We start from the raw sequence: 26772 nt of genomic DNA on the forward strand, positions 1-26772 counted from the left end.
TAGGATCATTTTTTCTTTTTCGGTGTATGCCCATAATAAATTTTGTATTTCTTATAGAAAAAAGTGATATTGGTGAAACCTGCTTCAGCCGCGCATTGGGTGATTGGTTTGGTGGAAGAAGCAATTAAGTTGTGGGCGAGATTCAATTTTTTTTCGATAATCAATTCGGTCAAATTTTTACTAGTTTCTCGTTTGATCAATGCACTTAGATAGGAAGGGGAATAGTTAAAAAGGGTGGCGAGTTTTGGCAAAGTAACCGTTTGGAAGTTTTCTTCGATATAGGTCAAGATCGCTAGAATGTGCTGTTTTTTTGCCGCTTCTTGCTTGTTGGTCTGATAGTCGAACTCACGCACGAGAAAAGTGAAAAGAATGGCTATTAGATTGCTGATGATTCGTTTACTACCAATGGCTTTTTCATAAGTTTCTTTCAGCATTTCTTGAATCACAGCATGGATCCGATCATCTTTATTGTTCTTAAAGACAATATATTGGTCATGCGCGTGCTTGTCTGACAATGCAGTCAGAACAAAATCAAGCACGACCCCTTCATCAAACTGTTCCCGACTAATCAATTGAGCGAAATAATCCCGCTTGATCAAAAGATTGATCAAAACATCTTCTTCACCGGTCATTTCAATCGAATGGGGAATTCCGGTATCAATCAGACAAATTTGTCCTTTTGTCAGCGTAACTTTCTGATCATCGATCAATTGGGTGCATGTTCCTGAGTAGATATAATTTAATTCGATAAAACTGTGGTTATGATAAGGAACTGGACTGAAGCGGCTTTGCTTTACCAGAGTAAAGTTTTCTTGTTCTTCCATCAGATTATCGAATAAGTAAACTTGTCGGCCATTGATCGTCACTTTTTCCAGCTGTTGATAATAGTCAGAAAGGTGGTTTGGATGGTCTCTGTGATAGCATTCTCGTTCAGATAACTGAAAAAGTTTTGCTTCCATTTCTTCGGTTGTCATTACGATCTCCTCCTTTCGTAAATCTAAAAATATGATAATTATCTACAAAGCGTATGACATTGTTTCAAGCTAAAGAATTGCTTATGATACATTTGTAAGCGTATTTATTATGATTTTAAATGAAGTTGAATGAGAAAGAAAGAGGAATTTGTATGAAAAAGATAACGAATTTATTGAACGAAAAATATGATAATCATATTTTTCCGTTTTTATGGATGCATGGAGAAGATAAGGAAACGATTCAAACTTACATCAGTAAAATTTATGAAGCAGGCATCCGATCTGTCTGTATCGAATCACGCCCCCATGAAGAATTTTTGAAAGCACAATGGTGGGATGAGTTGGCGATCATCATTGAAGAGTGTGAAAAAAGACAGATGACACTTTGGATTTTGGATGATAAACACTTTCCAACAGGCTATGCCGCAGGAGAAATTGAAAAGAATCATCGTCACTTGCAGAAAGAATTTTTGAATTTCCGACAATTTGATTTTGTAGGTCCCAAAAAGAATGCTGGAATTATGCTGGATTGGTGTTTTAATGCAGAAAGACCGAATATTTTGAATTCAGAAAGGGAAACGGTTAAGGAGAGTGGCAAGTCATTTTTTTCAGCTGAAATCATCAGCGCCGTTGCGGTCAAGAAAACTGGATTTAAGCAGATCAGTGAGGAGAACTGGATCGACCTTACAGACTCAATTATTGATGAGACATTGTATTGGTCTATTCCTGAAGGAGAGTGGAGTATCTTTGTCTTTTACACGACACAAGAAGGAGGGGAAGCTTCGACACAAGGGTACTTAAATCCTTTGGTACCAGAAGCAACAGATATTTTGCTGGAAACGGTTTATCAAAGTCATTATCAACACTTTGGAGAGAAATTTGGCACAACGATCCAAGGATTTTTCTCAGATGAACCGCGGTTTGGGAATATCAAGGGTCCTGATGCAGTCCTTGGAAAAGTAGATATGCCATTGCCGTGGCGGCATGATTTGTTGACTTTGTTAGCAAACCAGCTAGCCATATCTGAAACTGAGCTGCGAGGGCTGTTGCCGGCTCTCTATCGTGGTGAATCAAAACATACGGCTAAGATTCGTTACAATTATATGTCGTTGGTTTCTGAGCTATATAGTCAACACTTTTCTCAGCGGATCGGACGTTGGTGTCGTGAACATAAAGTCGACTATATCGGACATGTGATTGAGGATAACAATGCCCATGCACGTTTAGGCTATGGGGCAGGTCACTTCTTTCAATCGATGAAAGGACAATCGATGGCAGGGATCGATGTCGTTTTGCATCAATTGATGCCGCAACAAAATGACGGATACTTTGAAGCCATGACATCTACTGGCTGGGATGGCGAATTTTTCCATTACGCATTAGGGAAAATGGGGGCGTCTTTAGGAAACTTAGACCCTGTGAAACAAGGTCGAACGATGTGCGAAGTATTCGGCGCATATGGTTGGTCAGAAGGAACCAAACTGATGAAATGGCTAACCGATCACATGCTGGTGCGAGGGGTCAATCATTTTGTCCCTCATGCCTTTTCAATGAATGACTTTCCTGATGCCGATTGTCCGCCGCATTTTTATGCGCAAGGCCATAATCCACAATTTGAGGGCTTCAAACAGCTGATGGCGTATATGAATCGTTTGAGTTATCTATTTAGTGACGGGAAACATCAAGCGGACATTGCTGTGCTGTACCATGCTGAAGCGGAGTGGGCAGGCGCTTATATGCCGATTCAAAAAGTTGCTCGTGAACTGATGGAACATCAATACGAATTTGAAATCGTTTCGGTTGAGATGATGCTTGATGCGCAATATACGAATCAAACATTTGTCATTAATGAGCATGCCTTTCAAACACTAGTCATTCCATATGCTGAGCGAATGTCTGATTCATTGATCAAAAAGCTGACAGCTCTCGCAGAATCTGGTATTCAAATTATTTTTATTGAGGAGATGGTGAAAGAATCCCTTGAAGAGACTTTGCTTAGCCATGAGCTGCGGCTTCTCGATCGTCTGACAGAAGTAACGCCGCTCACAGCACTTACTGATAATGCTGGCTTGAAGGTACGGGATCGTTTAGAAACGTCAAAAGCTCTGCCGTATTTGCGGTACTATCATTATCAGCAGCAGACAGATGAGGTATTCATGCTTTTCAACGAAAATGACAGTGAATCGCTGCAGTTTCAGGCTGTTTTTCCTGCTGAGAAGCCTTTAGTTCAATATGATCCAGTAGAAAATAAACTGAAACCTGTGTCATATAAAAATGGCAGCTATGAGATTCATTTAGCACCAGCAGAGAGTCTGATTCTTTTTGAAGCTACCTCGGAACAACCATTGCGTATTGAAACAAGCAAACCTATGAAAGAAGTTCATCTAAACGATCAGCCATGGCAAGTCACTTTCGAAGGAATCGGGAAAGAGCAAGCAGCGGTTACCTGTCAAAAACAATATTCGTCACTGCCTTTACTGGGGGTCGGTGATGACTTCAGTCGGTTTAGCGGGAAAATCACTTATACCGTGGACTTCCCTAAAGCAGCAGGAGAGGTTTTATTAAGTATTGAAGATGCTTCAGAAGTTGTGACTGTTTCAGTGAACGGTCATTGTGTAGGCACAAGAATCAGTACACCGTATACATTTGAGTTGACGGACCTGCTTCGAAAAACGAATAATTCCATCCAGATTGAAGTGATCAATAATTTAGGTCGCAGTATGAGGGATTATCTTTCACAGTTTGTCCTGTTCGAGCCTTTGGGGATCACTGGCGAAATCAAACTTTTTATTGAGGAGGAGTAAAAATGAACAACCAGCAGTTGGCAACAGAGGTTTTAAAGGAAATTGGTGGAAAAGCCAATATCGAATCGGTGACCCATTGCGTCACACGTCTGCGCTTTGTATTGCATGATACCGGTATTCCAAATAAGGAGACGATTGCTAGTCTTGACGGAGTGATCTCAGTCGTTGAACAGGGCGGACAGTACCAGATCGTCTTAGGAAATCGTGTGAACGATGTCTATGAAGCGGTCCTGCAACAAGTTGGCGAACTAAAAGAGGACAATACTCGTGAAAAAACAAAAAAGTCTCTTTTTGATCAATTTACCACCACGATTTCAGGGATTTTCACGCCAGCTTTAGGCGCTATGGCTGCGTCAGGAACGATCAAAGGAATCTTGACGATTTTATCAGTAGCAGGTATTTTGTCAGAAACTTCGGGAACCTATATCGTTTTGTATGCATTGTCTAATGCTTTCTTTTACTTCATGCCAATCTTATTAGGTGCTTCGGCGGCAAATTATTTTAAATTAAACAGTTATGTCGGAATGTTGATTGGGGCATCATTGATCTATCCTACTTTGCTGCCGTATGCGACAGAAGGTAGTTTGACCTTTTTGTCGATTCCCGTGAATATGATGGACTATACTTCTTCCGTTTTTCCGGCAATCATTGCTGTCTGGGTGGCAGCCAAAATCAATGGCTTCGTTCAGAATTGGCCATTGAAGGATTTGCGATTCATGGTACAGCCTCTTATCGTGTTGCTAGTTTCTGTCCCTCTTGCCTTGCTGGTCGTTGGTCCAATTATATCCAACTTATCCAGTCTAATGGCAGCGCTTGTTAATAATGTTTATCACTTTAGTCCGGTATTGGGTGGGCTGGTGATTGGGGGTCCATGGATCTTGATGGTCATGTTCGGATTGCATTGGGCATTCATTCCGATTTTTCTTAACAACATGGCGATGCAAGGGTTCGATCCTGTGATGGGTCTGCTCTTAGCGAACCAAATGGCAATGGCTGGTGCTGTCGTAGCGGTTGGTCTACGTACGAAAAATGATAAAACGAAAGCACTCGCATACTCAACAGGTCTGACAACCCTGATTGGTGTCAGCGAACCAGCATTGTACGGAGTATTGCTTCCTTATAAACGTCCGTTGATCGCTGCTGTCATCGGTGGAAGTTTAGGTGGGGTTATTGCAGGCTTTACGCAGACAGTGCAGTATTCTTTTGGTGGTTCAGGATTATTAGGTATTCCTTTGATCATCAATCCAGCAGGAATCGATGGTGGATTTTATGGTGGGATCGCTTCGCAGGCAGTAGGGCTTGTTGCGGCTTTTCTAATCACTTATTTATGGGGAATTGTAGAACCTGAAAAAAGGGAAGCAGTCAATTCAAAAGAGTCCGTGGATACCAAAATTAATTTTCAAGAAGTCGTTCAGGGAGAAGTCGTTCCCTTAACAGAGGTTCCTGATAAAGTTTTTTCAGAAGGCTTGATGGGGCAAGGTAAAGCTGTCAAACCGCAATCAAATACCTTTTATGCCCCTTTTGATGGCATGGTCACTGCTTTATTTCCGACAAAGCATGCGATCGGCTTGACCAGTGATCAAGGCGTTGAACTTTTGATCCATATTGGTGTTGACACCGTAGAACTAGAAGGAAAACACTTTACGACCCTTGTTGAAGCAAATCAAGCAATCAAAAAGGGCCAGCCGCTGATAAAAGCCGATCTCGCAGCTATCCAAGCTGAGGGATATGCGACCATTACGCCAGTTGTGGTAACGAATGCGTCAGCATTCGAGAAGATCATGAATGAAAAAGAGTCTCATATTGTTGCCAACTAAAACGTTAGATTCAATGCAAAAAAACATGAAATCAGTGAATGATTTCATGTTTTTTTTACCGCCCATTCTCCGTCTGTCGATAATCACTAGGTGAAATGCCGACTTTTTTCTTGAATAAACGGCTGAAATAGGCGGTGTTTTCAATGCCGATCGCCAATGAGATCTCTTTGATGGAAAGCCGAGAATAGCGCAAAAGGTCTTTCGAATAAGAGATGCGTTTGCTGATCTGGTACTCGATGGGGGGCAAGCCCATATATTTGGAGAACTCCTTGACGATTTGATACTTATTGATATGATACCTTTCCTCCAAAGATTCCAAGGTGATCCCTTGACGGAAATCTTCTTCTAGCTGGTCTCGAATCTGCAAAATATAAGGCGGGATTTCACTATCCGAAAAGTCGAGATGATATTTTTGCAGGAGCAGTTCATTGAGCAGCTGATGGATCAAAACAGAGCTTTGGAAGGCAGTTTTCGCATTTGGTTCTGGCTGTAGCATCAATAAATCTTGTAAGACCAAGTGGATCGGATTTTGACGACTGCTGGCAGGATTGGTGTGAAAAACTGGACTGCCATTCTTTAGAAATTCATCATAAAATGCTGCGACATTGGCGCCATATAGATGGATCCAGTCCATTTCCCAGGGCTCTTGACTAACGGTGCGGTAGTACTGATAGTCTAGGCAGTCGATAAAAAACACATCACCTGCTTTTAATTGATAGCTTTTACCTTTGTAGCGCAATTCACCGCAGCCGGACAATGTATATTTGATCAAATAAGAAGGCAGGTTCTCTCGTTCTGTAAAGTAAGGTTTGCTGGCTTTGAAATAGCCGATTTCTTGAATGTAATAGAAAAGTTCACGCTGCTTTTGGGTTGAAGTATTGATGTAACGCAGTGAATCGGTTGACCATGAGTGGTTGGCTTTTTCCCAGTAATCCATCGGATCCTCCTTTTTACCAAGATTGTGCAAGTATTTATCAAAATTGTGTGATGAAACTCGTTAATTGTCAAGCTAAAATTGAGGAAACAAGAATGAATCAGTGAATTGTAATCGATTTATTTTTAAACAAGATAATGAAAGGTGGAGACCAGTGAACACATTTATCGCAATCGATATCGGTGCATCAAGCGGTCGTCTGATGCTGAGCCGTTGGGAAAATGAGCAGATCACTTTAGAGGAAATCCATCGCTTTAAAAACGGCTTTCGTTCCCATGAAGGCTTTGACCGCTGGGCGATCGATTATTTGATCCAAGAGATTTTAGTAGGACTGCAAAAAGTGAAACAAGCAGGTATCAATGACTGCTTCGTCGGAATCGACACCTGGGCAGTGGATTACTGTTTGATCGATCAAGCAGGCGAGCGTTTAGGCGACCCAGTCGCTTATCGAGATAGTCGCACCAATGATGCGATCGCAACTTTTGGTCAGCGCTATTCTTTGCAAAAACTGTATGAGAAAACAGGCATTCAGCTGCAGCCCTTCAACACGATTTTTCAGTTAGCCGCAGAAGAAGCGCAACTGCTGCAAAAAGCCGACAAGCTGCTGCTGATTCCAGACTACTTGGGCTACGTTTTTACTGGCAAGATGGTCACGGAAAAAACCAATGCTTCGACGATGCAGCTCCTAAATGCCAACACCCAAACATGGGATGCAGAATTGTTAGCTGAGATCGGTGTAACAGAAGGCTTATTCCCACCATTGGTTGATGCTGGAACGATTTTAGGCGTACTGCAAACACAGAAGTTTCCCGCCTATGATTTGCCACAAGCGACCTTTGTCACTGTCGCTAGTCATGATACGGCATCGGCGATCATCGGTACACCTGGAGAGGGGGCAGATTGGGGCTACATCAGCAGCGGGACTTGGTCATTGCTGGGGATCGAAACCAAAGTACCCAATGTTTCCCTTGCCGCCTTTGATGAAAATTATACGAACGAATGGGGTGCCCACAACACGATTCGCTTTTTAAAAAATATTATGGGCATGTGGCTGATCCAAGAAGTGGCTCGGCAGCAAGACTATCAGTATTCCTATGCAGAATTGGCGGAATTGGCGCAAGCAACGCCTGCTTTTCAACAGTTTGTCGATGTCAATGATCCTCGTTTTTTGAATCCGGAAAACATGATTACTGAACTGCAAGCGTATTGTCGAGAAACCCAGCAGAAAGTTCCAGAAACCGCAGGGGAACTGGCTCGCTGTGTGTATGATAACTTAGCGCTTTGTTATGCCAGTGAATTACAAAAGCTGGAACAGCTGACAGGTACGACAAACAAGCTGCAAAAACTGCATATCGTGGGGGGCGGTTCCAATAATCGCTTTTTAAATCAACTGACGGCTGATGCTGCGCAGCTGACGATCGAAGCCAGTCCAAGTGAAGCAACGGCGATCGGTAATCTTTTAATGCAGATGATGAGTGCTGGCATCTTCACGTCGCTGGCTGAAGCACGCCGCGCGGTCAAACACTCATTTCCTTGCAGTGTTCATGAACCACAGCCTTTTGATCACAAGATTTTAAGCAACTATCAACGTTTTATAGAAGGAGTAGGAAAAAAATGACAACGATTCAACAGCGTTATGAAGAAGCTAAGAAAGCATATGCCAAATTAGGCGTCAACACGGATGCGGTTTTGAAAAAATTAGCCGATGTGAAAATCTCGATGCATGTTTGGCAAGGGGACGATGTCCAAGGATTTTTGAGTGATGAAGCGTTATCTGGTGGGATCTCTGTAACGGGGAATTATCCTGGTGCTGCCCATACCCCAGAGGAGTTGCGCCAAGATTTAGAAAAAGCCTACTCTTTGATTCCTGGAAAACACAAATTGAACCTTCACGCCATCTATTTAGACACCGAGGAAGAAGTGGATCTAAATGAATTGGAGCCGAAGCATTTTGAAAAATGGGTTGCTTGGGCGAAAGAACAAGGCTTAGGTTTAGACTTCAATCCAACCTTTTTCTCACATCCCATGTTCAAAGATGGCTTTACCCTTGCTTCACCAGATGAAGAAGTTCGTCAGTTCTGGATCGAACACGGCAAACGTTCTCGTCAAATCGCTGCCTATATGGGGAAAGAAACTGGGCAAGTCTGTGTCAATAATTTCTGGGTGCCAGATGGCTACAAAGACAACCCGATCGATCGTTTTACACCACGGGAACGCTTGATGACAGCATTAGATGAGATTTTTGCTGAAGAATTGCCAGCGGACTACACGGTAGATGCCGTGGAAAGCAAGTTGTTTGGTCTTGGTGCCGAAGCCTACACCGTCGGCTCTCATGAATTTTATATGGGCTATGGCTTGACGCGCGATAAATTGATTTGTTTGGATGCTGGACATTTCCATCCAACCGAAGTGATCTCCAATAAACTGTCTTCATTGGCACTATTCAGCAAAGGCATTTTGCTGCATGTCAGCCGTCCTGTACGCTGGGATAGTGATCATGTCGTGATCATGGACGATGAATTGCAAGAGATTGGCCGCGAATTGGTTCGCAATGACTTATTGCCAAAAACCAACATTGGGTTAGATTTCTTTGATGCGACGATCAATCGGGTCGCTGCGTGGGTGATCGGGACGCGCAATACTCAAAAAGCGTTGCTAAAAGCGATGCTAGAACCGATCGAAGAACTAAAAGCAATCGAATTGTCAGGTGATTTCACCACTCGTTTAGCCATGACGGAAGAATTAAAAGACTATCCGTATGCAGATGTTTGGAATTACTTCTGTGAAAGCCAAGGGGTACCAGCAGGTCTGGATTGGCTATCAGAAGTGAAAGCCTATGAAGAAACCGTCTTAAAAGCCAGAAAGTAGGAGAACGATGAAAAAGATTGATATTTTACAAGCGAATTTTGTACAAGAAATGATGGAAACGACAGCAAACCTTTACCGTTTAGGGTGGGATGAGCGCAACGGCGGCAATATTTCTTACTTATTAACAGAAGAAGAGATCTTGCCTTTCCTCGATCCGCAAAGCGTCTTGCGGGAAATTCCCATGATTTTTGATGCCACGGCACTAGCTGGCAAGTACTTTATCGTGACAGGTTCAGGAAAATACTTTAAAAATGTAGCGGCACATCCAGCGGAAAACCTTGGTGTGATCCGAGTCAAAGAAGATGGGCAAACATTGGAATTGCTTTGGGGCTTGGAAAATGGTGCGGTGCCAACGAGTGAACTGCCAAGTCATTTCATGAGTCATATCGCTCGCTTGTCGGTCGATCCAGAAAACCGAATCATCATGCATAACCACGCATCTCATCTTTTAGCCATGAGTTTTACCCATGAGTTGGATGAACGCAGTTTCACGCGGACCTTGTGGCAAATGTGTACGGAGTGCTTGGTGGTCTTCCCCGAAGGTGTTTCCATCATTCCTTGGATGGTCCCAGGAACGAATGAGATCGGCGAAGCAACGGCTGCTAAAATGAAAGAGACCCGTTTGGTTCTTTGGCCACAACATGGGATCTATGGCGCTGGCAAAGATATGGACGAAGTCTTTGGCTTGATTGAAACGGCAGAGAAAGCTGCGGAAGTGTACACCTATGTCAAAGCGCAAGGCCCAATTTTACAAACCATTACAGATGAAAATCTGAAAAAATTGGCTGACGCTTTCAAAGTCACTCCCCGAGCAGGCTATCTTGAGGTATAATCAATGGTAGAAAAATAGAAAAGGCTTTCAGTCTTTTCTATTTAAAATATATTGTGAATAAACAAACAAATGGAGGTAGAAAGAATGACAAATAGAATGATTTTGAATGAAACATCGTATTTTGGAAAAGGAGCGATCGAGAACGTACCGACCGAATTCAAGGCACGAGGGTTTAAAAAAGCGGCAGTGATCACCGACAAAGATTTGGTGAAATTTGAAGTTGCGACCAAAGTGACGAAATTATTGGATGAAGCAGGTGTCGATTATGCGTTATATGATGGGATTGTGCCGAACCCAACGATCCAAAATGTCAAAGACGGCTTAGCGTTTGTCCAAGAAGCCCAAGCCGATTGTATCATTGCGATTGGCGGTGGTTCACCGATCGATACGGCAAAAGCGATCGCGATCATTGCTACGAATCCTGAATTTTCCGATGTGATTAGTTTGGAAGGCGTGGCAGACACGAAACATCCGTGCTTGCCGATTTTAGCGGTACCGACAACTTCTGGGACTGCAGCCGAAGTAACGATCAACTATGTGATTACAGATGAAGACAATCATCGGAAATTTGTTTGTGTAGATCCTCACGATATTCCTCTGGTAGCCTTTGTGGACAGCGATATGATGATGGGGATGCCTAAGAGCTTGGCAGCCGCAACGGGAATGGATGCCATGACCCACGCCATCGAAGGCTTCATCACCAAAGGCGCATGGGAAATGACTGATATGCTGCACATCAAAGCAATTGAGATCATCGGCCGCTCATTGCGAGATTCCGTGAATGGCGATCAAGCAGGACGAGAAGCGATGGCGTTAGGACAATACATTGCCGGTATGGGCTTTTCAAACGTCGGCTTGGGCTTAGTCCACGGCATGGCCCATCCATTGTCCGCTTGGTACAACATTCCTCACGGAGTAGCGTGCGCGTCCTTGTTGCCAACCATCATGAAATACAACAAAGACTTTACGGGTGAAAAATACCGTGAGATCGCGATCGTTTTAGGCATTGAAGGGGCAGAAACGATGTCACTTGAAGACGTCCGCGATGCTGCTTGCCAAGCAATCGATCAGTTAAGCAAAGATGTGGGCATTCCAGTGACCATTTCTGAATTAGGCGTCAAAGAAGAAGATATCCCAGCCATCGCCAAAGATGCCTTGAACGATGTCTGCACACCAGGCAACCCGCGGGATACGACTTTAGAAGAAATTATTGAGCTTTATCGTTCGTTGATGTAATCTTGTTAAAGGTACGAAATTCGAAGAAATGAAAGATACTTCTGCAAGTTTCCCTTAACAACGATCTGCTGATCAGTTGCTGTTTTATTCTGAAGACTTCAGTAAAATTGCGAGGCAAAGCGTTAGATTTTTGAAGAAATCGTTGTGCCCATATACTAGTAATCAAATCAAAAAAAGTGATCATTAGAGTTGGTTCTCTAATGGTCACTTTTTTGCTGTACGCAAGATCACAGCGTACCGATCGCTTCAAAATCATCACCTATCAAGAGCTGAGAGTTTCAGAATTGGTTAGTCAGCCACCCAATCATCTCTCGATAGCACTCATCAGCGCTCGCATTTGGTGTCCGATCAAAGTCATGCTGATCTAAGTCGAGCCAAAGTGTTTTGGCATGGGGGACTTGTGCAGCGAAAGCATCGGATGCGCTGAAGGGAACATCTGGATCTTTTTTGCAATGAACGACAAAGCAAGGAGGAAAGTCTTGGTAAGCGGCAGCAGGAATCGCCAAGGCTGCTAGCTGTTCCCGATTCCCTAAATAACGCTGCCAGTTGCCATATTGACGGGCGGAAAGGTACAAAGGGAATCGTTTTTCTAACGTGCCGTGGGTGATGGGTTGGCTTTCGATCATGGCTTCAGCGGCGAGTGGTGGGACTTTCGGAAATTGTGTGTAAAAGCGTGCCGGCTGCAAAAATTCTTTACAAAACAACTCTTGGTAACCGTAAAATCGGATCAAGCCCTTTTGCTCCGAGTGCTTTGTGCTTGCGGTCAGTAAGGTCGCTAAAAAACCGCCGGCGGAGCGACCGAACAAAATGTACTCATTTGTACCAACGCCGCTGAACTGCCAGCCTTCTGCCAAAAACCACTCCACTGCTTTTTTTGCATGAAGGTAGATATCGTGTAGCGCTACTTCGGGAGCCAGTGGATAATCGAACAGGTAAAGGCTAACGCCGGCAGCCAGCAATTGGTGGACATAATCCTGTGGAAGGTCTTCCCGCTGACCATAGAGGAAGCCACCACCATGAAAATACAAAAGGCTGATCCGAGGCTGCGCTGCTTTTAGGATCGTCACTTCTAACGGCAAAGTGCCGTAGGTGTCAAATTGGATATTTTCTATTTGCGCAAAGGCATTTTTAGGATAAACCATTGTTTTCTTCCTTTCTCTTCTTCGATAGTATAAGGAAGAGTATAGGAGAAGGAAGCGGTTTAAAAAACAGCGTTATGACTAAAAATAGAAACGGTTTTGTCGAAAGTGAACAATGATGTCCTTCAGTAACACGCTTACAATAACCGTATAAATCAAAGGAGGCAGAACAATGGAGTTGAAAAAAGAAGTAGCGGCAATGATCGATGCACTATCTCAGATTGGGAGTGATCCCACTGGAGGAATGACTAGACTGCTTTATACCGATTCATGGAAAGAAGCGCAATCATTTGTAGAAAAACAATTAAAAGAAACTGGCTTAACGACGTCCTATGATGCAGTCGGCAATCTCTTCGGCAGAATGGAAGGCAGCCAGTATCCAGAAGAAACGATTCTTTCAGGGTCACATATCGATACCGTCGTCAACGGAGGCACATTAGACGGTCAATACGGGGTCGTTGCTGCTGCTTTAGCGATCAAGTATTTAAAAGAGACCCATGGGCAACCTTTACGCTCCTTGGAAGTCATCTCAATGGCAGAAGAAGAAGGCAGTCGTTTTCCAACCGTTTTTTGGGGAAGTAAAAACTTTGTCGGAGAGGCCAAAAAAGCCGATGTTGAAGCGATCGCAGATTTTGAAGGCAATAGCTTCGTGGCAGAGATGCAACGCCAAGGCTTTGATTTTAGCGACCCACAAGAACCGGTTCGATCAGACATCAAAGCCTTCGTGGAAATCCATATCGAACAAGGCAGTGTTTTAGAAAAAGAAAATTTGCAGATCGGTGTCGTCAATAGTATCGCTGGACAAAAGCGCTACACCTTTGTCTTAAAAGGACAAGCCAATCATGCAGGAACCACACCGATGGGCTATCGCCAAGATGCTGTGTATGGTTTTGCCAAAATGTGTGCCGCAGTGATCGACCGTGGTTTAGAGCTTGGGGATCCATTAGTTGTGACATTCGGTAAAGTTGAGCCAAAGCCGAATACGGTCAACGTGGTTCCTGGTGAAGTGTTGTTTACGATGGATTGTCGCCATACTGATGGGCAGTTATTGGATGCCTTTACTGCTGAAGCAGAACAGATCATTCAAGCGATCGCCCAAGAGCACGACCTGACAGTGGAGATGGACCTATGGATGGATGAACGCCCTGTGCCGATGGACGATACGATCGTTGCCACGGTGGAACAAGCGGTGAAGCAAAATGGCAAACGCTACAAAGTCATGCACAGTGGGGCGGGTCATGATTCCCAAATCATTGCACCACATTTTCCAACGGCGATGCTGTTTGTACCAAGTATTGATGGGATTAGCCACAACCCAGCCGAAGCAACGACTATCGAAGATTTAGTAGCTGGGGTTGAAGTTTTAGCAGCTTCCATTTACGAGCTAGCATACAAAGAATAGAAAGCAGGGACACACATGGGATATAAAAATAATAACACGGGCTATTTAGATGGATTGCTGCAATCACGAGCAGTCATTAGAAAAAATAATTTTGCGATCTTGCCGCATGATGGGTTAGTGAATAATGTCATTCCAGGCTTTGAAAACTGTGAATGTTCGATACTCGGCACACCAAAATTAGGGGCATCTTTTGTCGATTACATCATTTCATTCAAAAAAGATGGCGCCAACCAATTGGGCTTCGGCGGTCCAGAGATCGAAAGTTTCTTGTATGTCATCTCGGGCAAACTGGAAGTAAGTGATGGCAAAGAAACCCATACATTGACGGACGGAGGCTATATCTATCTGCCTGCTGGAGAAAAACTGTATATGAAAAATCTCCAAGAAGAAGCGACAGAAGTGTTCTTGTATAAGAAGCGTTACCAACCGTTAGAAAATCACCAATCCTACAAAGTAGTGGGGAATCTTTCAGAGTTGACACCGATCCAATACGAAGGGATGGCAGGCGTCTTGCTTTGGGATTTCTTACCGAAAGAGTTGGGCTTTGACATGAATATCCATATCCTTTCCTTTGAACCAGGGGCAAGTCATGGCTACATTGAGACCCACTATCAAGAACACGGGGCGTACTTACTGTCAGGTAAAGGGATGTATAACTTAGACAATGAGTGGTTCCCGGTGGAAAAAGGCGACTACATTTTCATGAGTGCCTATGTACAGCAAGCGGCCTATGGTGTTGGTCGTGACGAACCATTGACCTATATTTATTCCAAAGATTGCAACCGCGATCCGGAAATTTAAAGGAGTTTAGAAGATGGAAGAAACGGTTATTGTACAGTCACAAGAGTTACAACAATTGATCCAAAACAAATTAGCGGCTGCTGGTTTGTCTGAAGAGCACGCAGCCATCGTTGCAGAGCATTTGGTCTTTGCCGATGCCAGCGGGATCCACTCTCACGGGGCTGTACGGGTAGACTATTACGCAGAGCGGATCGCTAAAGGCGGGATGAATCGCACCCCGCAGATCACGTTTGAAGAGACTGGACCTAGCAGCGGGATCGTTCACGGTCAAAATGGCGCAGGGCAGGTCGTCGTATTAGAAGCGACAAAGCATGCGATTGAGATGGCCAAACGTTCTGGGATCGCGGCGGTTGGTGTGCGGAAAACGAGTCATAGTGGGGCACTATCCTATTATGTCAAAAAAGCCGCAGAAGCTGACTTGATTGCATTATCTATGTGCCAATCGGATTCAATGGTGGTTCCTTTTGGCGGCAAAGAAAATTATTTTGGTACCAATCCGATTGCCTTTGCGGCACCGCGAAAGCATGGTGCGCCGGTGGTTTTTGATATGGCAACGACGGTCCAAGCGTGGGGCAAAATTTTAGATGCTCGTTCCAAAGATAAAGAGATTCCAGCAACATGGGCCGTTGATGCCCATGGCAAGCCAACGACAAATCCGCATCATGTTCATGGGTTATTGCCAATCTCAGGACCAAAAGGCTTTGGGTTGATGATGATGGTGGATATCTTGTCTGGAATGCTCCTTGGGCTGCCTTTTGGCAAGCATGTTTCCTCTATGTACAACGATCTGACGAAAGGCCGCGACTTAGGGCAATTTATTTTGCTGATCGATCCGCAACGCTTTACAGATTTAGAGACATTTAAAGAGTCAGTCGAAACGATGATCGAAGAGCTACACGCCATACCGGCTGCTGAACAGTTCCAGCAAGTCTATTATCCAGGCGAGATCAATCAACTAACCTATGAAAAATATATGGCAGAAGGCATTCCTATCGAAAAGAACATTTATCGCTATCTCATTAGCGACACGGTTCATTTTGACCAGTATTCTGGGTCAGATGCCTTTGCACAGACAGGAACAGGAAAGTGAGGAGACCCATGTTACACACTATTATTCAAAAAAACAATTACCAAGATTCCATTGTTTTAATGCTTTTGACCAATCGTTTACTGACGATCGAAGGGATCAACAACGCTTCGGTCATGATGGGTACACCTGCCAATAAGGATATCTTCAAGACGGGTGGTCTTTATACCGAGGAGATGAGCAATGCGACCTCCAACGATATGGTGCTCGTGTTAGACATTGAAGAGGAAGAAATCATCGAAACAGTCCTGTCAGAAATCGATGCCTTCTTATCGGACCAAAGCAATAGCGCAGGGGAAGAAACCCAAAGCGTCAAAACTTGGGAAAAAGCCTTAGATCTTGGAAAAGATGCGAAGGTCGCTGTCTTATCGATTCCTGGTACTATGGCAGCACCAGAAATTGAAACCGCATTAGCAGCGGGCAAACATGTTTTTTGTTTCAGTGATAACGTTTCATTGGAAGAGGAAGTTCGGCTAAAGAAACTGGCTCATGAACAAGGACTTCTTTTAATGGGACCAGATTGTGGCACAGGGATTCTCAATGGGATACCAGTAGCCTTCACGAATGCCGTTCGTAAAGGGAAAATCGGTGTTGTCGGCGCTTCGGGTACGGGCATCCAAGAAGTCACCACCATCATTCATAAATTGGGTGCGGGTGTGACACAAGCCATCGGAACCGGTGGACGAGATCTCAAAGAAGAAGTCGGTGGGATCACCATGAAAGACAGCATTCTTGCCTTGGAACATGATCCTGATACGGAGGTGATCGTGGTGATCTCCAAACCACCTGCACCACGTGTCCGCGATGAAGTATTGGCATTATTAAGAAGAGGAACAAAACCTGCAGTCACGATTTTTCTGGGGGAAGAGCCAACGGATCACGAAGAAAATCTTTACCGAGCTTACACGCTGGAAGAAGCGGCTCAATTAGCCGTGCAGCTGCTACGTCAAGAACAGATTGGATTAGAGCCAGTAAAAGAGGAAACGGCAGCTGCCGCTTTTGGCCCTGAACAGCAAAAAATCAAAGCTTACTATTCTGGCGGAACATTGGCGTACGAAGCAGCGATGCTAGTCAAAGCAGGATTAAATCTAGAACAAGAAGATGCCCATCAGGAAGGGTACATCTTAAAAGCAGCTGGCCATGAGATCATCGATTTAGGTGATGACATCTATACGCAAGGCAAGCCCCATCCGATGATCGACCCAACAAAGCGGATCGAACTGTTGAAACAAGCGGGAGAAGATCCTGAAACGGCAGTGATTTTGTTAGATATCGTTTTAGGGTACGGCTCTCATCAAGATATGGCGAGTGAATTGGCACCGACCATCAAATCGTTGAAGGAAGCAGCACAAGCAGCTGGCCGAGAGTTAGCGGTGATCGCTACGATCGTCGGAAGTGATTTAGACCCCCAAGACAGTAACGAGCAAGCAGAGATTTTAACCGCAGCTGGCGTGATTTTGTGTCAAAGCAATGCCCAAGCAGTCAAACAAGCTTTAGCATTACTCGGTCACCCCTTTTCACCAATTAATCGTAAGCTGTTGCCAAAAGCAGTGACAACTGCCGATGCATTGCCAGAGCCATCTGAAAAGAGCCGCGAATTGTTGGCGAATGACGCATTCATCAATGTAGGATTGCGTAGCTTTGCGGAAGCAATCCAGGCGCATCACGGTCAAGTCGTTCAATATGACTGGCAGCCAATTGCTGGTGGAAACGTAACGTTACAAAAAGCCTTACGTTTCTTAGCACAAGTGTCACTATCAGAGTAGGAGGAAGTTATCGTGTACGAAACTATTGAAGAAGCAAACCAAGCCGTTATTGCCAAAATCGTTGCGGGTTCGCCTTTTTTGCTGGATGTCGTTCCAGCAGTCAGTGTCATTCCAGAGTTAGGTGAAGGAAAAGTCCTATTGCATGCAGGACCACCGATCCGCTACGACCAGATGATCGATCCGATTCAAGGCGCTTGTGTTGGTGCGGGGCTTTTTGAAGGCTGGGGCGAAACGGAAGAAGAGGTACGCCATTTATTAGCATCTGGGGAAGTTCAATTGATTCCTTGTCACCACGTGCAAGCGGTTGGCCCAATGGGGGGCATCACCTCTGCCAATATGCCAGTGCTCGTGGTAGAAAACAAAACCGATGGCAACCGAGCGTATTGTACGATGAACGAAGGGATCGGGGCAGTTTTACGTTTTGGCGCCTATTCTCAAGAAGTCATTGATCGCTTGCATTGGATGAAAAATACGTTAGCACCAGTTTTAAGTGCTGCACTACAAACAAAACCCGATGGCTTGAACATCAATGTCTTAGTCGCAAAAGCAATCGCCATGGGGGATGAGTTCCATCAACGGAATATCGCTGCTTCGTTGGCGTTCTTAAAAGAAGTAGCACCAGCGATCGTTACTCTGGAAGGATTTGAAAAAGAAAAACCAGAAGTCATTCAGTTTCTAGCAGACACGGATCAGTTTTTCTTGAATATCATGATGGCTTCTTCAAAAGCGGTGCTTGATGGCGCCCGGACGATTGAAGAAGGAACGGTTGTGACAGCAATGTGTCGCAACGGGCATGAATTCGGTATCCGTATTTCTGGCATGGGAGATGAGTGGTTTACTGGTCCTGTCAATACACCAAAAGGGCTCTATTTCTCAGGATTCAGTGAAGAAGATGCCTCTCCAGATATGGGCGACAGTGCCATTACGGAAACCTTTGGTGTTGGGGGAATGGCAATGATTGCTGCCCCAGCTGTGACACGCTTCGTTGGTTCCGGCGGATTTCACGATGCGTTGAAAACCAGCAATGAGATGTTAGAGATCTCCATTGATACCAATCCGAATTTTCCCGTTCCTACATGGGACTTCAAAGGGATCTGTTTAGGGATCGATGCTCGTAAAGTCGTGGAAACAGGGATCTTACCGATGATCAATACAGGGATCGCCAACAAACAAGCTGGACGGGGACAAATTGGTGCCGGGACAGTGACACCACCAATGGATTGCTTTGAAAAAGCTGTCTTGGCTTATGCGAAAAAATTAGGATTTGAAGAATAAATCAGGGACTGAAAACGTGAAAAAGGAGCAACCTAGCGATGATACAGGCAAAATGGATCGACCAAGCTTTATTTGAACCCACATTTATCAATGGCAACTGGATCGTTCACAGTGTGTTTCAGCATAGTTTCAATCTGCAAGATCCTCGTCAGGATCAGCTGATCTGTGTCTCCAAACAAGCGGCTCGCGTGCCCAAAGGGATGATTTTAGCTGCCGACGATTATGCAGCGTTGGCGACAGGCTTAGTTGCTGGTACCGCTCTTTTGGTTCAGCAACGGGTGATCCATTTTCCGCATCATCGTCTGTCTTTTCAAAAGGCAGCCAAATTTACAACCACCTTTCCAGCTGGCACAGTCCCATTTGATCGAGAACTGTTTTGGTCAGCCCTCCAAAGCGTCACGGAAAAGACGGGAATTCAAGAAGCGGTTTCAGAAACCATCCGCAGCAATCATCCGTTTTATGACGCAATCGATCAGCTATGCACGCCTTCATTTAAGGAACAACGGCAAGCAGTCGCTTATTTAGTCGGACGGGGTGTCGGATTGACCCCCACAGGCGATGATATGCTAGTTGGTCATTTACTGGCTCGCCGAGTGATGGGGCAAGAAGATACCCGCTTGGTGGCTTATCTACAAAGAAGGCTGTTGACAGTCAATGATTTAACGACTGACGTCAGTAAACACTATCTTCTGCATGCACTGACAGGCGCATTCAATCAATCGGCATTATCCTTGACCAGGTGTACCGATTCAGCGGCTTTTTCCCAAGTAATCAAAGAGATACTAGCGATCGGTCACACCTCGGGGGCCGACTTTTTGGCAGGGGTTGCTCGCAGTATCGATCAATTTCAAAACAATAGAAATGAGGAATTCATATGGCAAAACGAGTGGTCATCGCTCTAGGGGGCAATGCAATTTTAAAACCGAATCAACCAGCGACCGTTGAGACACAGCTTGCAAATATCCAGTTAAGTGCAGAACAGATCGCTAAAATCGAGAAGCTTGACCATCAAATCGTCGTGACGCACGGCAATGGTCCGCAAGTCGGCAATATTTTACGACAAAATGAAGAAGCCAAAGAAGTCGTGCCGCCTTTTCCACTGGATGTCTGCAATGCAGAGTCACAAGGCTTTATCGGTTATTTAATGGAGCAAAGCATCAAAAATAAAATTGAGCAAGAAGAATTGACCAGCAATGTCGTGACCTTATTGACCCAAGTGGAAGTGGCAGCGGATGATCCCGCGTTTGAAAAGCCAACGAAGCCGATCGGCTTGTTCTACTCAGAAGAAGAAGCAAAAAAGATGGCTGAGGAAAAACATTGGGTGATGGAAGAAGATGCTGGACGTGGGTACCGTCGCGTCGTGCCATCTCCACAACCTGTGACGATCCACGGCGTGGAATCAATGGTTCATTTATTGAATCAAAATACCATCGTGATCGCTGGTGGCGGCGGTGGGATTCCAGTCGTAAAACAAGCGGAAGGCTTGAAAGGGATCGAAGCAGTCATCGATAAAGATCGAACTGGGAAAAAACTGGCAGAACAAGTGGATGCCGATGTATTTATGATGCTGACCGACGTCAACAACGTTTATATCAATTATGGAACACCGAAACAAGAAAAATTAACGGGCTTATCCGTAAGTGAAGCGCAAGCATATTTTGATGCGGGGCATTTTGCAGAAGGTAGTATGGGGCCGAAAATGGAAGCGGCGATTGCGTTTGCCAAACAAGGAAAGACAGCAATCATCTGCTCATTGGAAGAAGCGGACTTAGCATTGTTAGGTGAAGCAGGCACAAGGATCGCTGGGTAAAACCAGCGATCCAACTGCTTGATTCGCCTATTAGTCGCCTTCTTCCGACAGCTCAAGGGCTAAACGCAGATCCAGGCTGATGCTAGGATCATGCACGTTTTTTCCTAGTAGCTTTTGACACTGTTCGATGCGGTATTTGATCGTGTTGCGATGAACGAACAAGGCTTTGGCGGTGCGGGTGATCTCACATTGATAATCCAAGTAAGCCCGTAAGGTTTTGCGCAATTCGATGGTGGCATCTTCTTGCGGAAACGCCAATTCTTTAAGAATCGTACGGCAGAAATAATGGATATCTTCAGGACTCATTTTTTCAAATAGACTCCGCATTCCCCTTTGATGGTAGAAAGAGACGATGGAAGAATCATGTTGGCCTCTTCGTTCTTCATACGCAGTTTTTGCTTCGATGTAGGAGCTGGCTAAATCATTGATACTTTCACAGACACTTCCTACACCAAAGGCCATTCGAAATGGCAACCGATTGGTCAAAGCATTGGCGGTCTCGATCAAATGGTCTTCTAAGGCATCACACTTGTGCTGCACGAAAATCGCAAAGTGATTGCTGCCCTTTAAGCGAAAGAGACAAACATCTTTGATGCGATAAGGCAGTTGTTCACTAAACCACTGATAAACCAAGTCACTTTCTTCTTTTAGGTATTTGTCTTTGCCTTTGGTTTCTTTGGTTGGTTCACAGGCACCATAGATGACACGATAATGGCGGGCTTTGACTAACCCGTAAGTCTTTCCGAGATCTAACCAATCTTTTTGTTCTTGCTTGGTCGATTGCTGGTATTCGATCATCCGTGTTAAAAAGTCACTTTTTAAATCTTCAAAAGATTCTTGCACTTTTTGGTTCTTGTAGAGCATAAACGACAAGACCAATGCTGCTTGTTCCAGCGCAAAATCCGAGACAGGATAAGGAATTGCCTCAGGATTCAAAATGACTAAATAATGGGGGAAATAAGTGGAGGTTTCAATGGCATAATAAGAAATTTGTGACGTTTTTTCATGAAGATCTTTGATAGGGATCGCCCCGCTTTTTTCACCAGTAAAAACCCCTTTCGTTTGTCCTAATTGATGGATGTAGTACTCCGCGGGTTTTGACATGCGGGTGAAATGCTTGGAGTGGGCAATCACTTGTTTAAAAGGATTCAACAAAATGATCGGTGTATTGACCATTTGGCCAAAATCAGCGATAAAGCGAGCGATGCTGACATCCTTCATCAAGGAAGCAGAGAACCGTTTTTGGATATCTAAGGCATAACTCAACTGCTCGGTTTTGGTGTTCCATAGTAAATTCAAAAGCTGGTGCATCAAACGGCCCAGCGGCATCGTGGCAGGTACTTCTACGATGGGGAAACCCAAGCTATCGGCATAGGCGATGACTTCAGGATCGATGACATCTAAAAAACGACCGATCTTGATGCCTAATCCAGCGGCATTTTTGGCTACGAGGGAATCGATCAGTTCAAGCAGTGCTCCTTGATTATCTTTATAAACCATCGCCGTGCTTAAGATAAAGGTATGCTCAGGAATATAGTGGGCGATATCGGGGGTCTCAGTGATTTCGATACTGTCGACGGGAATTTCCGCAGTCAGGGGATCTGTCAATAAACGCAAATTGGAAAAGCGTGGTGTAGCAAGCAATTCAGCAACTAACTTCATAGAGAAACTCCTTTTAGAATTGAACAAAACAAACAAAAACATGTCCTTTTTTAGCTTTATTGTACAACAAACTTGGAAACGTTGACAAGACGATGGACAGTGAAAACAAAAAGAGAAATGAGGGGAAAAGATGTATAAAGAGTTAACGATCGCACAACGTACGATCATGACACCTGGGCCTGTAGAAGCCCATCCAGCTGTTCTACAAGCAATGACCAATCGTATTTTGGGGCAGTTTGATCCGAATTTTTTGGTGATCATGGATGAGGTCAAAGAAATGATCAAACAACCGTTTGGAACCAAAAACAAAGAGGCATTTGCCATTGACGGGACTTCCCGAGCTGGTTTAGAAGCGGCGCTGATCGCTTTGATCGAACCAGGGGACAAAGTCTTGATCCCAGCCTATGGGCGCTTTGCTTTCTTACTGGGAGAAATCTGTGAACGTGCTCAAGCGCAAGTCAAATATGTGGAAAAAGAGTGGACGGCTCCTTTTGCACCCGCAGAGGTCATCAAAGAAATCGCCGCATTTCAACCCAAAATCGTGGCGATGGTCCACGGGGAAACCGCCAACGGGCAAATGCAGCCGTTAGCAGAAATCGGGCAGTATTGTCGCGCAAAAGATATTTTCTTTGTCGTTGACATGGTGGCGACTTATGGTGGCGTAGCCCTGTCAGTCGATGATTGGTGTGTCGATTTGGCAATTGCTGGTACTCAGAAGTGTTTAAGCGTGCCGTCTGGTCTTTCATTAGTGACCTACAACGAGCGAGTCGAAGCTGTCCTTAATGCCCGTTACCAAAAAGAATTAGGCTTGAGCAAAACGGATCGAAACAAGCGGCACATTATGAGCAATTACCTGGATTTGAGTCAACTGCAACGCTACTGGAATAAAGAGCGAATCAACCATCACACAGAAGCGACGAGTATGATCTATGCGCTTCATGAAGGATTACGGATGCTGCTAAACGAAGGCCTGGATGCAGCCTACCAACGTCATTTGACGAATGAAGGGGCGTTGGTCGCTGGACTGGAGGCAATGGGGCTTTCAATTTATGGCGAAAAAGCAACCAAAATGCCGACAGTTACCCCCATCTTTATTCCAGAAGGTGTTGATGGCGAAGCTGTCCGAGAAGAGATGCTTCACTCCTTTGGTGTAGAGATCGCTAGTTCATTTGGTGATCTAAAAGGAAAAATCTGGCGGATTGGAAATATGGGTTACAGCAGCCGCAAAGAAAATATTTTACATGTCCTAGCCGCGTTAGAAGGGGCACTATTGTACCAGCAAGCACCAATTTCTGCCGGCAAAGCGCTCATCGCTGCGTTAAATTACTACCAAAAAACGACTTAAAATTTTAGCACAAATGCACAACGACTGAAAGCGCTTTGTGAAAAATGACAAATGCAATCGTCGGCAAAAAAACGTACACTAAGACTATCTTAAAGCGCTTTCGTTGGCGTGCTTCACAAACTTTACTTGTGTAACTGATGGAGGGAAAAAAATGGAAATCAATAAAGAACGTGGTGGGCTTGCCTACTGGAAACAAATTATTATCTTAATGTGTTCAGGCTGGGTCACTATCTGGATTTATCGTGCTGCGTTATCACCGGTCTATCCGCAAATCAATGAGTCACTTGGCGGCAATATTTCTGATACAGCATTAGGATCGATCGCCAGCTTTTACTTTTTCGGCTATGTGATCATGCAGATCCCTGCCGGCTTTTTAGTGGATAAGATTGGGAAGAAAACAGTTCTGCTTCCGGGATTTGTGGTATTTGCACTGGCAGCTTTACTGATTTCACAAGCCTCTTCAATCACCATGATCTATACCGGTAGCTTTTTAGCAGGGATCGGCTGTGGGTCTTTTTACGGCTCCGCGTATTCTTTGACCTCACAGAACATTCCGAAAGAAAAGAAGAGCTTCTCAACAGCGATCGTCAATAGTGGTTCTGCCGTTGGTTCAGGGTTTGGGATGATCTTGTCAAGCTTTATCGTTATTCAGATGAACATGCCTTGGCAAACAATGATGTATTTATCCGCTTTCTTGATCGTTTGTATGACGATCGCTTTCGCATTGGTGATCCGCAGCAACAAAGAAGACGTAGCTTTCTTGGAGAGTCAAGCAGCAGCTGAAGAAGAAACAACGGATCAGCCGAAAGAAAAAGTTTCCCTTTCGACCTTGTTCTCACTGCGGATGCTCTTTACTTATGTGTTATATTTTGCGACGTGTTATGCCTACTATATGACGGTTACTTGGCTACCAAACTTCTTAGGAACAGAACGAGGCTTCCAAGGAGTCGCGATCGGCTTCTCTTCTTCATTGGTGGCATTTGCTTCGATTCCTGGGGCCTTGTTCTTTAGCCGCTTGGCAGATAAATACATGCATAAAAAAGTTACCTTTATCGTTATTTTAGAAGTATTGGCGGCGTTGATGTTATTAGTAACAGTGCAAGCGACAAATTCGACCTTCTTAATGATCGCGTTGATCTTGTACGGGTTCCTTGGAAAATTAGCAGTTGAACCAATCATCATTTCTTGGCTAGGGGAAAATGCACCAAAAGTTGGGGTCGGTACGACATTAGGGGTCTTCAACTTTTTCGGCATGATGTCTTCCGTTATCGCACCAACATTGACCGGATCGATCTCGGATGCAACAGGGTCAAAAGTAATGGGCTTTTATATCGCAATTATTTTGTTGATCGGTGGTACATTCTTATTCTTGACTGTAAACTCTAAGAAAACAGCCAAGTAGAAAAGTGAGGAACAACAGATGAAAAAACGATCCTTAAAAATCAGTTTGACCAACCAAATCATGATTGCAACGGTATTGGGGATTTTTTGGGGCGTTTCCTTTCCCGGGTTAGGTGATCAAATGCAGCTAGTCGGGGACTTCTTCTTGCGACTGATTCAAATGTCTGTGGTCGTGTTGGTCATGGGCTCGGTGATTGAAGCGGTGGGGGGACTTGATCCAAAAGAATTAGGTGGTATTGGCGGGAAAGTCTTCCTCTGGTTTACCGGTTCGACCCTTGTCGCCGCTATTTTCGGTCTCTTGTTCGCCTTGATCCTCAAGCCCGGCGCAGGCCTTGATCAGTCCCTGCTGCAAAGTACAGAAACCGCATTAAGTACCAGCAGCATGGAAGAAGTCATCTTAAACTTTGTTCCACTGAACATTGTTCAAGCCATGGTGGAGCAGAATATGATCCAAGTGATTATTTTTTCGCTCTTCTTTGGCCTTGCCTTGAGCTTGATCAAGCATGAAAAAAAGAATCAGCTGTTTCTAGATATGATCAGCAGTTTTAATCATATTTTGATAAAAATGGTCAGCATGATCATGAAGTTGGCGCCGATCGGGATTTTCGGCCTTGTTGCTTCCTTAGTAGAAGATACCGGTATTCGTGTTTTGGGAATGTTAGCCAGTTTTTTATTGACGTTATCAGCAGCATCTTTGCTCTTTTTGTTTCTTTGGTTTCTCTTGACGTCGCTCTATTGCAAAGTTTCCTTGTTTCGTTTGATAAAGAACATGTGGCGCCTCTCGGTGATTTCCTTTACGACCACCTCTTCTGCTGTTTCATTGCCGTTTCAAATCGAAGATGGCAAAGAACGATTTGGGATCAGTGATCGAATCAATAAGCTCGTGATGCCTCTGGGCATGACCTTAAATAGCAATGGGCTCTCCTTATTTTTAGCCCTGGCAATCGTAACCGTTGCTCAGGCGTACCAGATCCAATTAAGCTTGGGGGATCTTTTGCAAGTGGTCTTGTTGTCCTCGTTGGCATGCTTGGGAACGATCGTCGTTCCAGGCGGCGGATTAGTTACACTGGCTACGGTTTTACCTATGTTAGGACTGCCTAATGAAAGCATCGCCTTACTGGCAGGGATCGATTGGTTTTCTGGGATGTTTCGGACCCTTTTGAATGTGGATCCTGACGTCACGGTGGCGTTGATCGTTGCTCATGATGAAGGAGAACTGGATCGTGCAGTCTTCAATGGTGAAAAAGCCCCGGTCAAATTAGCAGAAAAAATCACCGATGGCGTATAAGACCAATCATTCTTGTGATGAAACTTTACTCTTTTTTGAAAACGTGCTACGATTGATTCGTTGATAGACTAAAGAAGCTTCCTGAAATACCGTAAACGGTAAACAGTAGCGACTGATTTTCAGCTCGTCATTCAACAGACAAATACGACAAAAAGAGGAGGAAAAAACATGACAGCATCGATGAAATTGTGGATTGACCTTTTGAATAGCTAATTTAAATCTATTTCAAAAGTCTAGGCAATCGTGATTTCAAGGGATGAGTGTCCTCTTTTTTCCAATTTCTTATTAAAATCAGGGTATAGCGGTAGGCTATGCCCTTTTTTTGTTCTTG

General features: G+C 44.5%; 20 protein-coding genes. 16 read left to right on the forward strand and 4 right to left on the reverse strand.

What is annotated here, in order from left to right:
* Nucleotides 1–5: 5 nt before the first annotated feature.
* Nucleotides 6–974 carry an AraC family transcriptional regulator gene (locus A5870_RS04405; protein WP_086291924.1) on the reverse strand — a complete coding sequence of 323 codons (969 nt, stop codon included), beginning with the start codon at nucleotides 972–974 and terminating at the stop codon, nucleotides 6–8.
* A 152-nt stretch (nucleotides 975–1126) separates the two neighbouring features.
* Between A5870_RS04405 and A5870_RS04410 the strand changes: the two genes are divergently transcribed.
* Nucleotides 1127–3778: a glycosyl hydrolase gene (locus tag A5870_RS04410; protein ID WP_228078684.1), complete on the forward strand. Its 2652-nt coding sequence runs from the start codon at nucleotides 1127–1129 to the stop codon at nucleotides 3776–3778.
* A 2-nt stretch (nucleotides 3779–3780) separates the two neighbouring features.
* Entirely contained in the window at nucleotides 3781–5595 is a 1815-nt protein-coding gene (locus A5870_RS04415; protein WP_086291926.1) for a beta-glucoside-specific PTS transporter subunit IIABC, read from the forward strand.
* A 55-nt stretch (nucleotides 5596–5650) separates the two neighbouring features.
* On the opposite strand, the gene A5870_RS04420 is transcribed toward A5870_RS04415, so the two are convergent.
* Entirely contained in the window at nucleotides 5651–6532 is an 882-nt protein-coding gene (locus A5870_RS04420) for an AraC family transcriptional regulator (protein WP_034872044.1), read from the reverse strand.
* A 199-nt stretch (nucleotides 6533–6731) separates the two neighbouring features.
* Here A5870_RS04420 and rhaB point away from each other — a divergent pair, with 199 nt between their 5' ends.
* From rhaB to fucO, 4 genes are all read left to right on the forward strand, one after another.
* Nucleotides 6732–8147, forward strand: coding sequence for a rhamnulokinase (gene rhaB, locus A5870_RS04425; RefSeq protein WP_242596061.1), 1416 nt, complete (start codon nucleotides 6732–6734; stop codon nucleotides 8145–8147).
* Nucleotides 8144–9397, forward strand: a complete 1254-nt coding sequence (rhaA, locus tag A5870_RS04430) for an L-rhamnose isomerase (RefSeq protein WP_086291928.1) — start codon at nucleotides 8144–8146, stop codon at nucleotides 9395–9397. Before rhaB ends, rhaA begins: the two co-directional genes overlap by 4 nt.
* 7 nt (nucleotides 9398–9404) lie before the next feature.
* On the forward strand, nucleotides 9405–10229 hold the full coding sequence (gene rhaD, locus A5870_RS04435; protein WP_086291929.1) for a rhamnulose-1-phosphate aldolase: 825 nt from the start codon (nucleotides 9405–9407) through the stop codon (nucleotides 10227–10229).
* A gap of 84 nt (nucleotides 10230–10313) precedes the next feature.
* Nucleotides 10314–11465 carry a lactaldehyde reductase gene (fucO, locus tag A5870_RS04440; RefSeq protein ID WP_086291930.1) on the forward strand — a complete coding sequence of 384 codons (1152 nt, stop codon included), beginning with the start codon at nucleotides 10314–10316 and terminating at the stop codon, nucleotides 11463–11465.
* A 278-nt stretch (nucleotides 11466–11743) separates the two neighbouring features.
* On the opposite strand, the gene A5870_RS04445 is transcribed toward fucO, so the two are convergent.
* A complete protein-coding gene (locus A5870_RS04445) occupies nucleotides 11744–12607 on the reverse strand; it encodes an alpha/beta hydrolase (RefSeq protein WP_086291931.1) in 864 nt (287 codons plus the stop codon).
* A gap of 169 nt (nucleotides 12608–12776) precedes the next feature.
* On the opposite strand from A5870_RS04445, the gene allC reads away from it, so the two are divergent.
* Genes allC through arcC form a run of 7 tightly spaced genes read left to right on the forward strand, consistent with a single transcriptional unit; the run spans nucleotide 12777 to nucleotide 20745 of the window.
* Entirely contained in the window at nucleotides 12777–14006 is a 1230-nt protein-coding gene (gene allC, locus A5870_RS04450) for an allantoate deiminase (RefSeq protein WP_086291932.1), read from the forward strand.
* A gap of 15 nt (nucleotides 14007–14021) precedes the next feature.
* Entirely contained in the window at nucleotides 14022–14807 is a 786-nt protein-coding gene (gene allE, locus A5870_RS04455; protein WP_086291933.1) for a (S)-ureidoglycine aminohydrolase, read from the forward strand.
* A 13-nt stretch (nucleotides 14808–14820) separates the two neighbouring features.
* Complete coding sequence (gene allD / locus A5870_RS04460) at nucleotides 14821–15897, forward strand: ureidoglycolate dehydrogenase (RefSeq protein WP_016610607.1); 1077 nt, start codon at nucleotides 14821–14823, stop codon at nucleotides 15895–15897.
* An 8-nt stretch (nucleotides 15898–15905) separates the two neighbouring features.
* A complete protein-coding gene (gene fdrA, locus A5870_RS04465; RefSeq protein WP_086291934.1) occupies nucleotides 15906–17660 on the forward strand; it encodes an acyl-CoA synthetase FdrA in 1755 nt (584 codons plus the stop codon).
* A gap of 12 nt (nucleotides 17661–17672) precedes the next feature.
* On the forward strand, nucleotides 17673–18935 hold the full coding sequence (locus tag A5870_RS04470; RefSeq protein ID WP_081116826.1) for a DUF1116 domain-containing protein: 1263 nt from the start codon (nucleotides 17673–17675) through the stop codon (nucleotides 18933–18935).
* Nucleotides 18936–18973: 38 nt separating this feature from the next.
* Nucleotides 18974–19837, forward strand: a complete 864-nt coding sequence (locus A5870_RS04475; protein ID WP_086291935.1) for a DUF2877 domain-containing protein — start codon at nucleotides 18974–18976, stop codon at nucleotides 19835–19837.
* On the forward strand, nucleotides 19810–20745 hold the full coding sequence (gene arcC, locus A5870_RS04480) for a carbamate kinase (protein ID WP_005225365.1): 936 nt from the start codon (nucleotides 19810–19812) through the stop codon (nucleotides 20743–20745). Before A5870_RS04475 ends, arcC begins: the two co-directional genes overlap by 28 nt.
* A 30-nt stretch (nucleotides 20746–20775) precedes the next feature.
* Here arcC and A5870_RS04485 read toward each other — a convergent pair whose 3' ends face one another.
* A complete protein-coding gene (locus tag A5870_RS04485) occupies nucleotides 20776–22407 on the reverse strand; it encodes a PucR family transcriptional regulator (RefSeq protein ID WP_086291936.1) in 1632 nt (543 codons plus the stop codon).
* Between the two features lie 130 nt (nucleotides 22408–22537).
* Here A5870_RS04485 and A5870_RS04490 point away from each other — a divergent pair, with 130 nt between their 5' ends.
* The 3 genes from A5870_RS04490 to A5870_RS04500 all read left to right on the forward strand — a co-directional run bounded on the left by A5870_RS04490 (nucleotide 22538) and on the right by A5870_RS04500 (nucleotide 26441).
* Nucleotides 22538–23752 carry a pyridoxal-phosphate-dependent aminotransferase family protein gene (locus tag A5870_RS04490; RefSeq protein WP_086291937.1) on the forward strand — a complete coding sequence of 405 codons (1215 nt, stop codon included), beginning with the start codon at nucleotides 22538–22540 and terminating at the stop codon, nucleotides 23750–23752.
* A 151-nt stretch (nucleotides 23753–23903) separates the two neighbouring features.
* A complete protein-coding gene (locus A5870_RS04495) occupies nucleotides 23904–25154 on the forward strand; it encodes an MFS transporter (RefSeq protein ID WP_081117449.1) in 1251 nt (416 codons plus the stop codon).
* 18 nt (nucleotides 25155–25172) lie between these two features.
* Nucleotides 25173–26441 (forward strand): dicarboxylate/amino acid:cation symporter, encoded by a 1269-nt coding sequence (locus A5870_RS04500; protein WP_086291938.1) that lies wholly within the window; start codon nucleotides 25173–25175, stop codon nucleotides 26439–26441.
* Nucleotides 26442–26772 lie beyond the last annotated feature (331 nt).

The sequence above is a fragment of the Enterococcus sp. 2G9_DIV0600 genome, from assembly GCF_002140615.1.
Taxonomy (GTDB): Bacteria; Bacillota; Bacilli; order Lactobacillales; family Enterococcaceae; genus Enterococcus_D; species Enterococcus_D innesii.

Coding starts and splice junctions, on each gene's coding strand:
- A5870_RS04405 (WP_086291924.1), bottom strand. CDS start 974: ATGACAACCGAAGAAATGGAAGCAAAACTTTTTCAGTTATCTGAACGA.
- A5870_RS04410 (WP_228078684.1), top strand. CDS start 1,127: ATGAAAAAGATAACGAATTTATTGAACGAAAAATATGATAATCATATT.
- A5870_RS04415 (WP_086291926.1), top strand. CDS start 3,781: ATGAACAACCAGCAGTTGGCAACAGAGGTTTTAAAGGAAATTGGTGGA.
- A5870_RS04420 (WP_034872044.1), bottom strand. CDS start 6,532: ATGGATTACTGGGAAAAAGCCAACCACTCATGGTCAACCGATTCACTG.
- rhaB (WP_242596061.1), top strand. CDS start 6,732: ATGCTGAGCCGTTGGGAAAATGAGCAGATCACTTTAGAGGAAATCCAT.
- rhaA (WP_086291928.1), top strand. CDS start 8,144: ATGACAACGATTCAACAGCGTTATGAAGAAGCTAAGAAAGCATATGCC.
- rhaD (WP_086291929.1), top strand. CDS start 9,405: ATGAAAAAGATTGATATTTTACAAGCGAATTTTGTACAAGAAATGATG.
- fucO (WP_086291930.1), top strand. CDS start 10,314: ATGACAAATAGAATGATTTTGAATGAAACATCGTATTTTGGAAAAGGA.
- A5870_RS04445 (WP_086291931.1), bottom strand. CDS start 12,607: ATGGTTTATCCTAAAAATGCCTTTGCGCAAATAGAAAATATCCAATTT.
- allC (WP_086291932.1), top strand. CDS start 12,777: ATGGAGTTGAAAAAAGAAGTAGCGGCAATGATCGATGCACTATCTCAG.
- allE (WP_086291933.1), top strand. CDS start 14,022: ATGGGATATAAAAATAATAACACGGGCTATTTAGATGGATTGCTGCAA.
- allD (WP_016610607.1), top strand. CDS start 14,821: ATGGAAGAAACGGTTATTGTACAGTCACAAGAGTTACAACAATTGATC.
- fdrA (WP_086291934.1), top strand. CDS start 15,906: ATGTTACACACTATTATTCAAAAAAACAATTACCAAGATTCCATTGTT.
- A5870_RS04475 (WP_086291935.1), top strand. CDS start 18,974: ATGATACAGGCAAAATGGATCGACCAAGCTTTATTTGAACCCACATTT.
- arcC (WP_005225365.1), top strand. CDS start 19,810: ATGGCAAAACGAGTGGTCATCGCTCTAGGGGGCAATGCAATTTTAAAA.
- A5870_RS04485 (WP_086291936.1), bottom strand. CDS start 22,407: ATGAAGTTAGTTGCTGAATTGCTTGCTACACCACGCTTTTCCAATTTG.
- A5870_RS04490 (WP_086291937.1), top strand. CDS start 22,538: ATGTATAAAGAGTTAACGATCGCACAACGTACGATCATGACACCTGGG.
- A5870_RS04495 (WP_081117449.1), top strand. CDS start 23,904: ATGGAAATCAATAAAGAACGTGGTGGGCTTGCCTACTGGAAACAAATT.
- A5870_RS04500 (WP_086291938.1), top strand. CDS start 25,173: ATGAAAAAACGATCCTTAAAAATCAGTTTGACCAACCAAATCATGATT.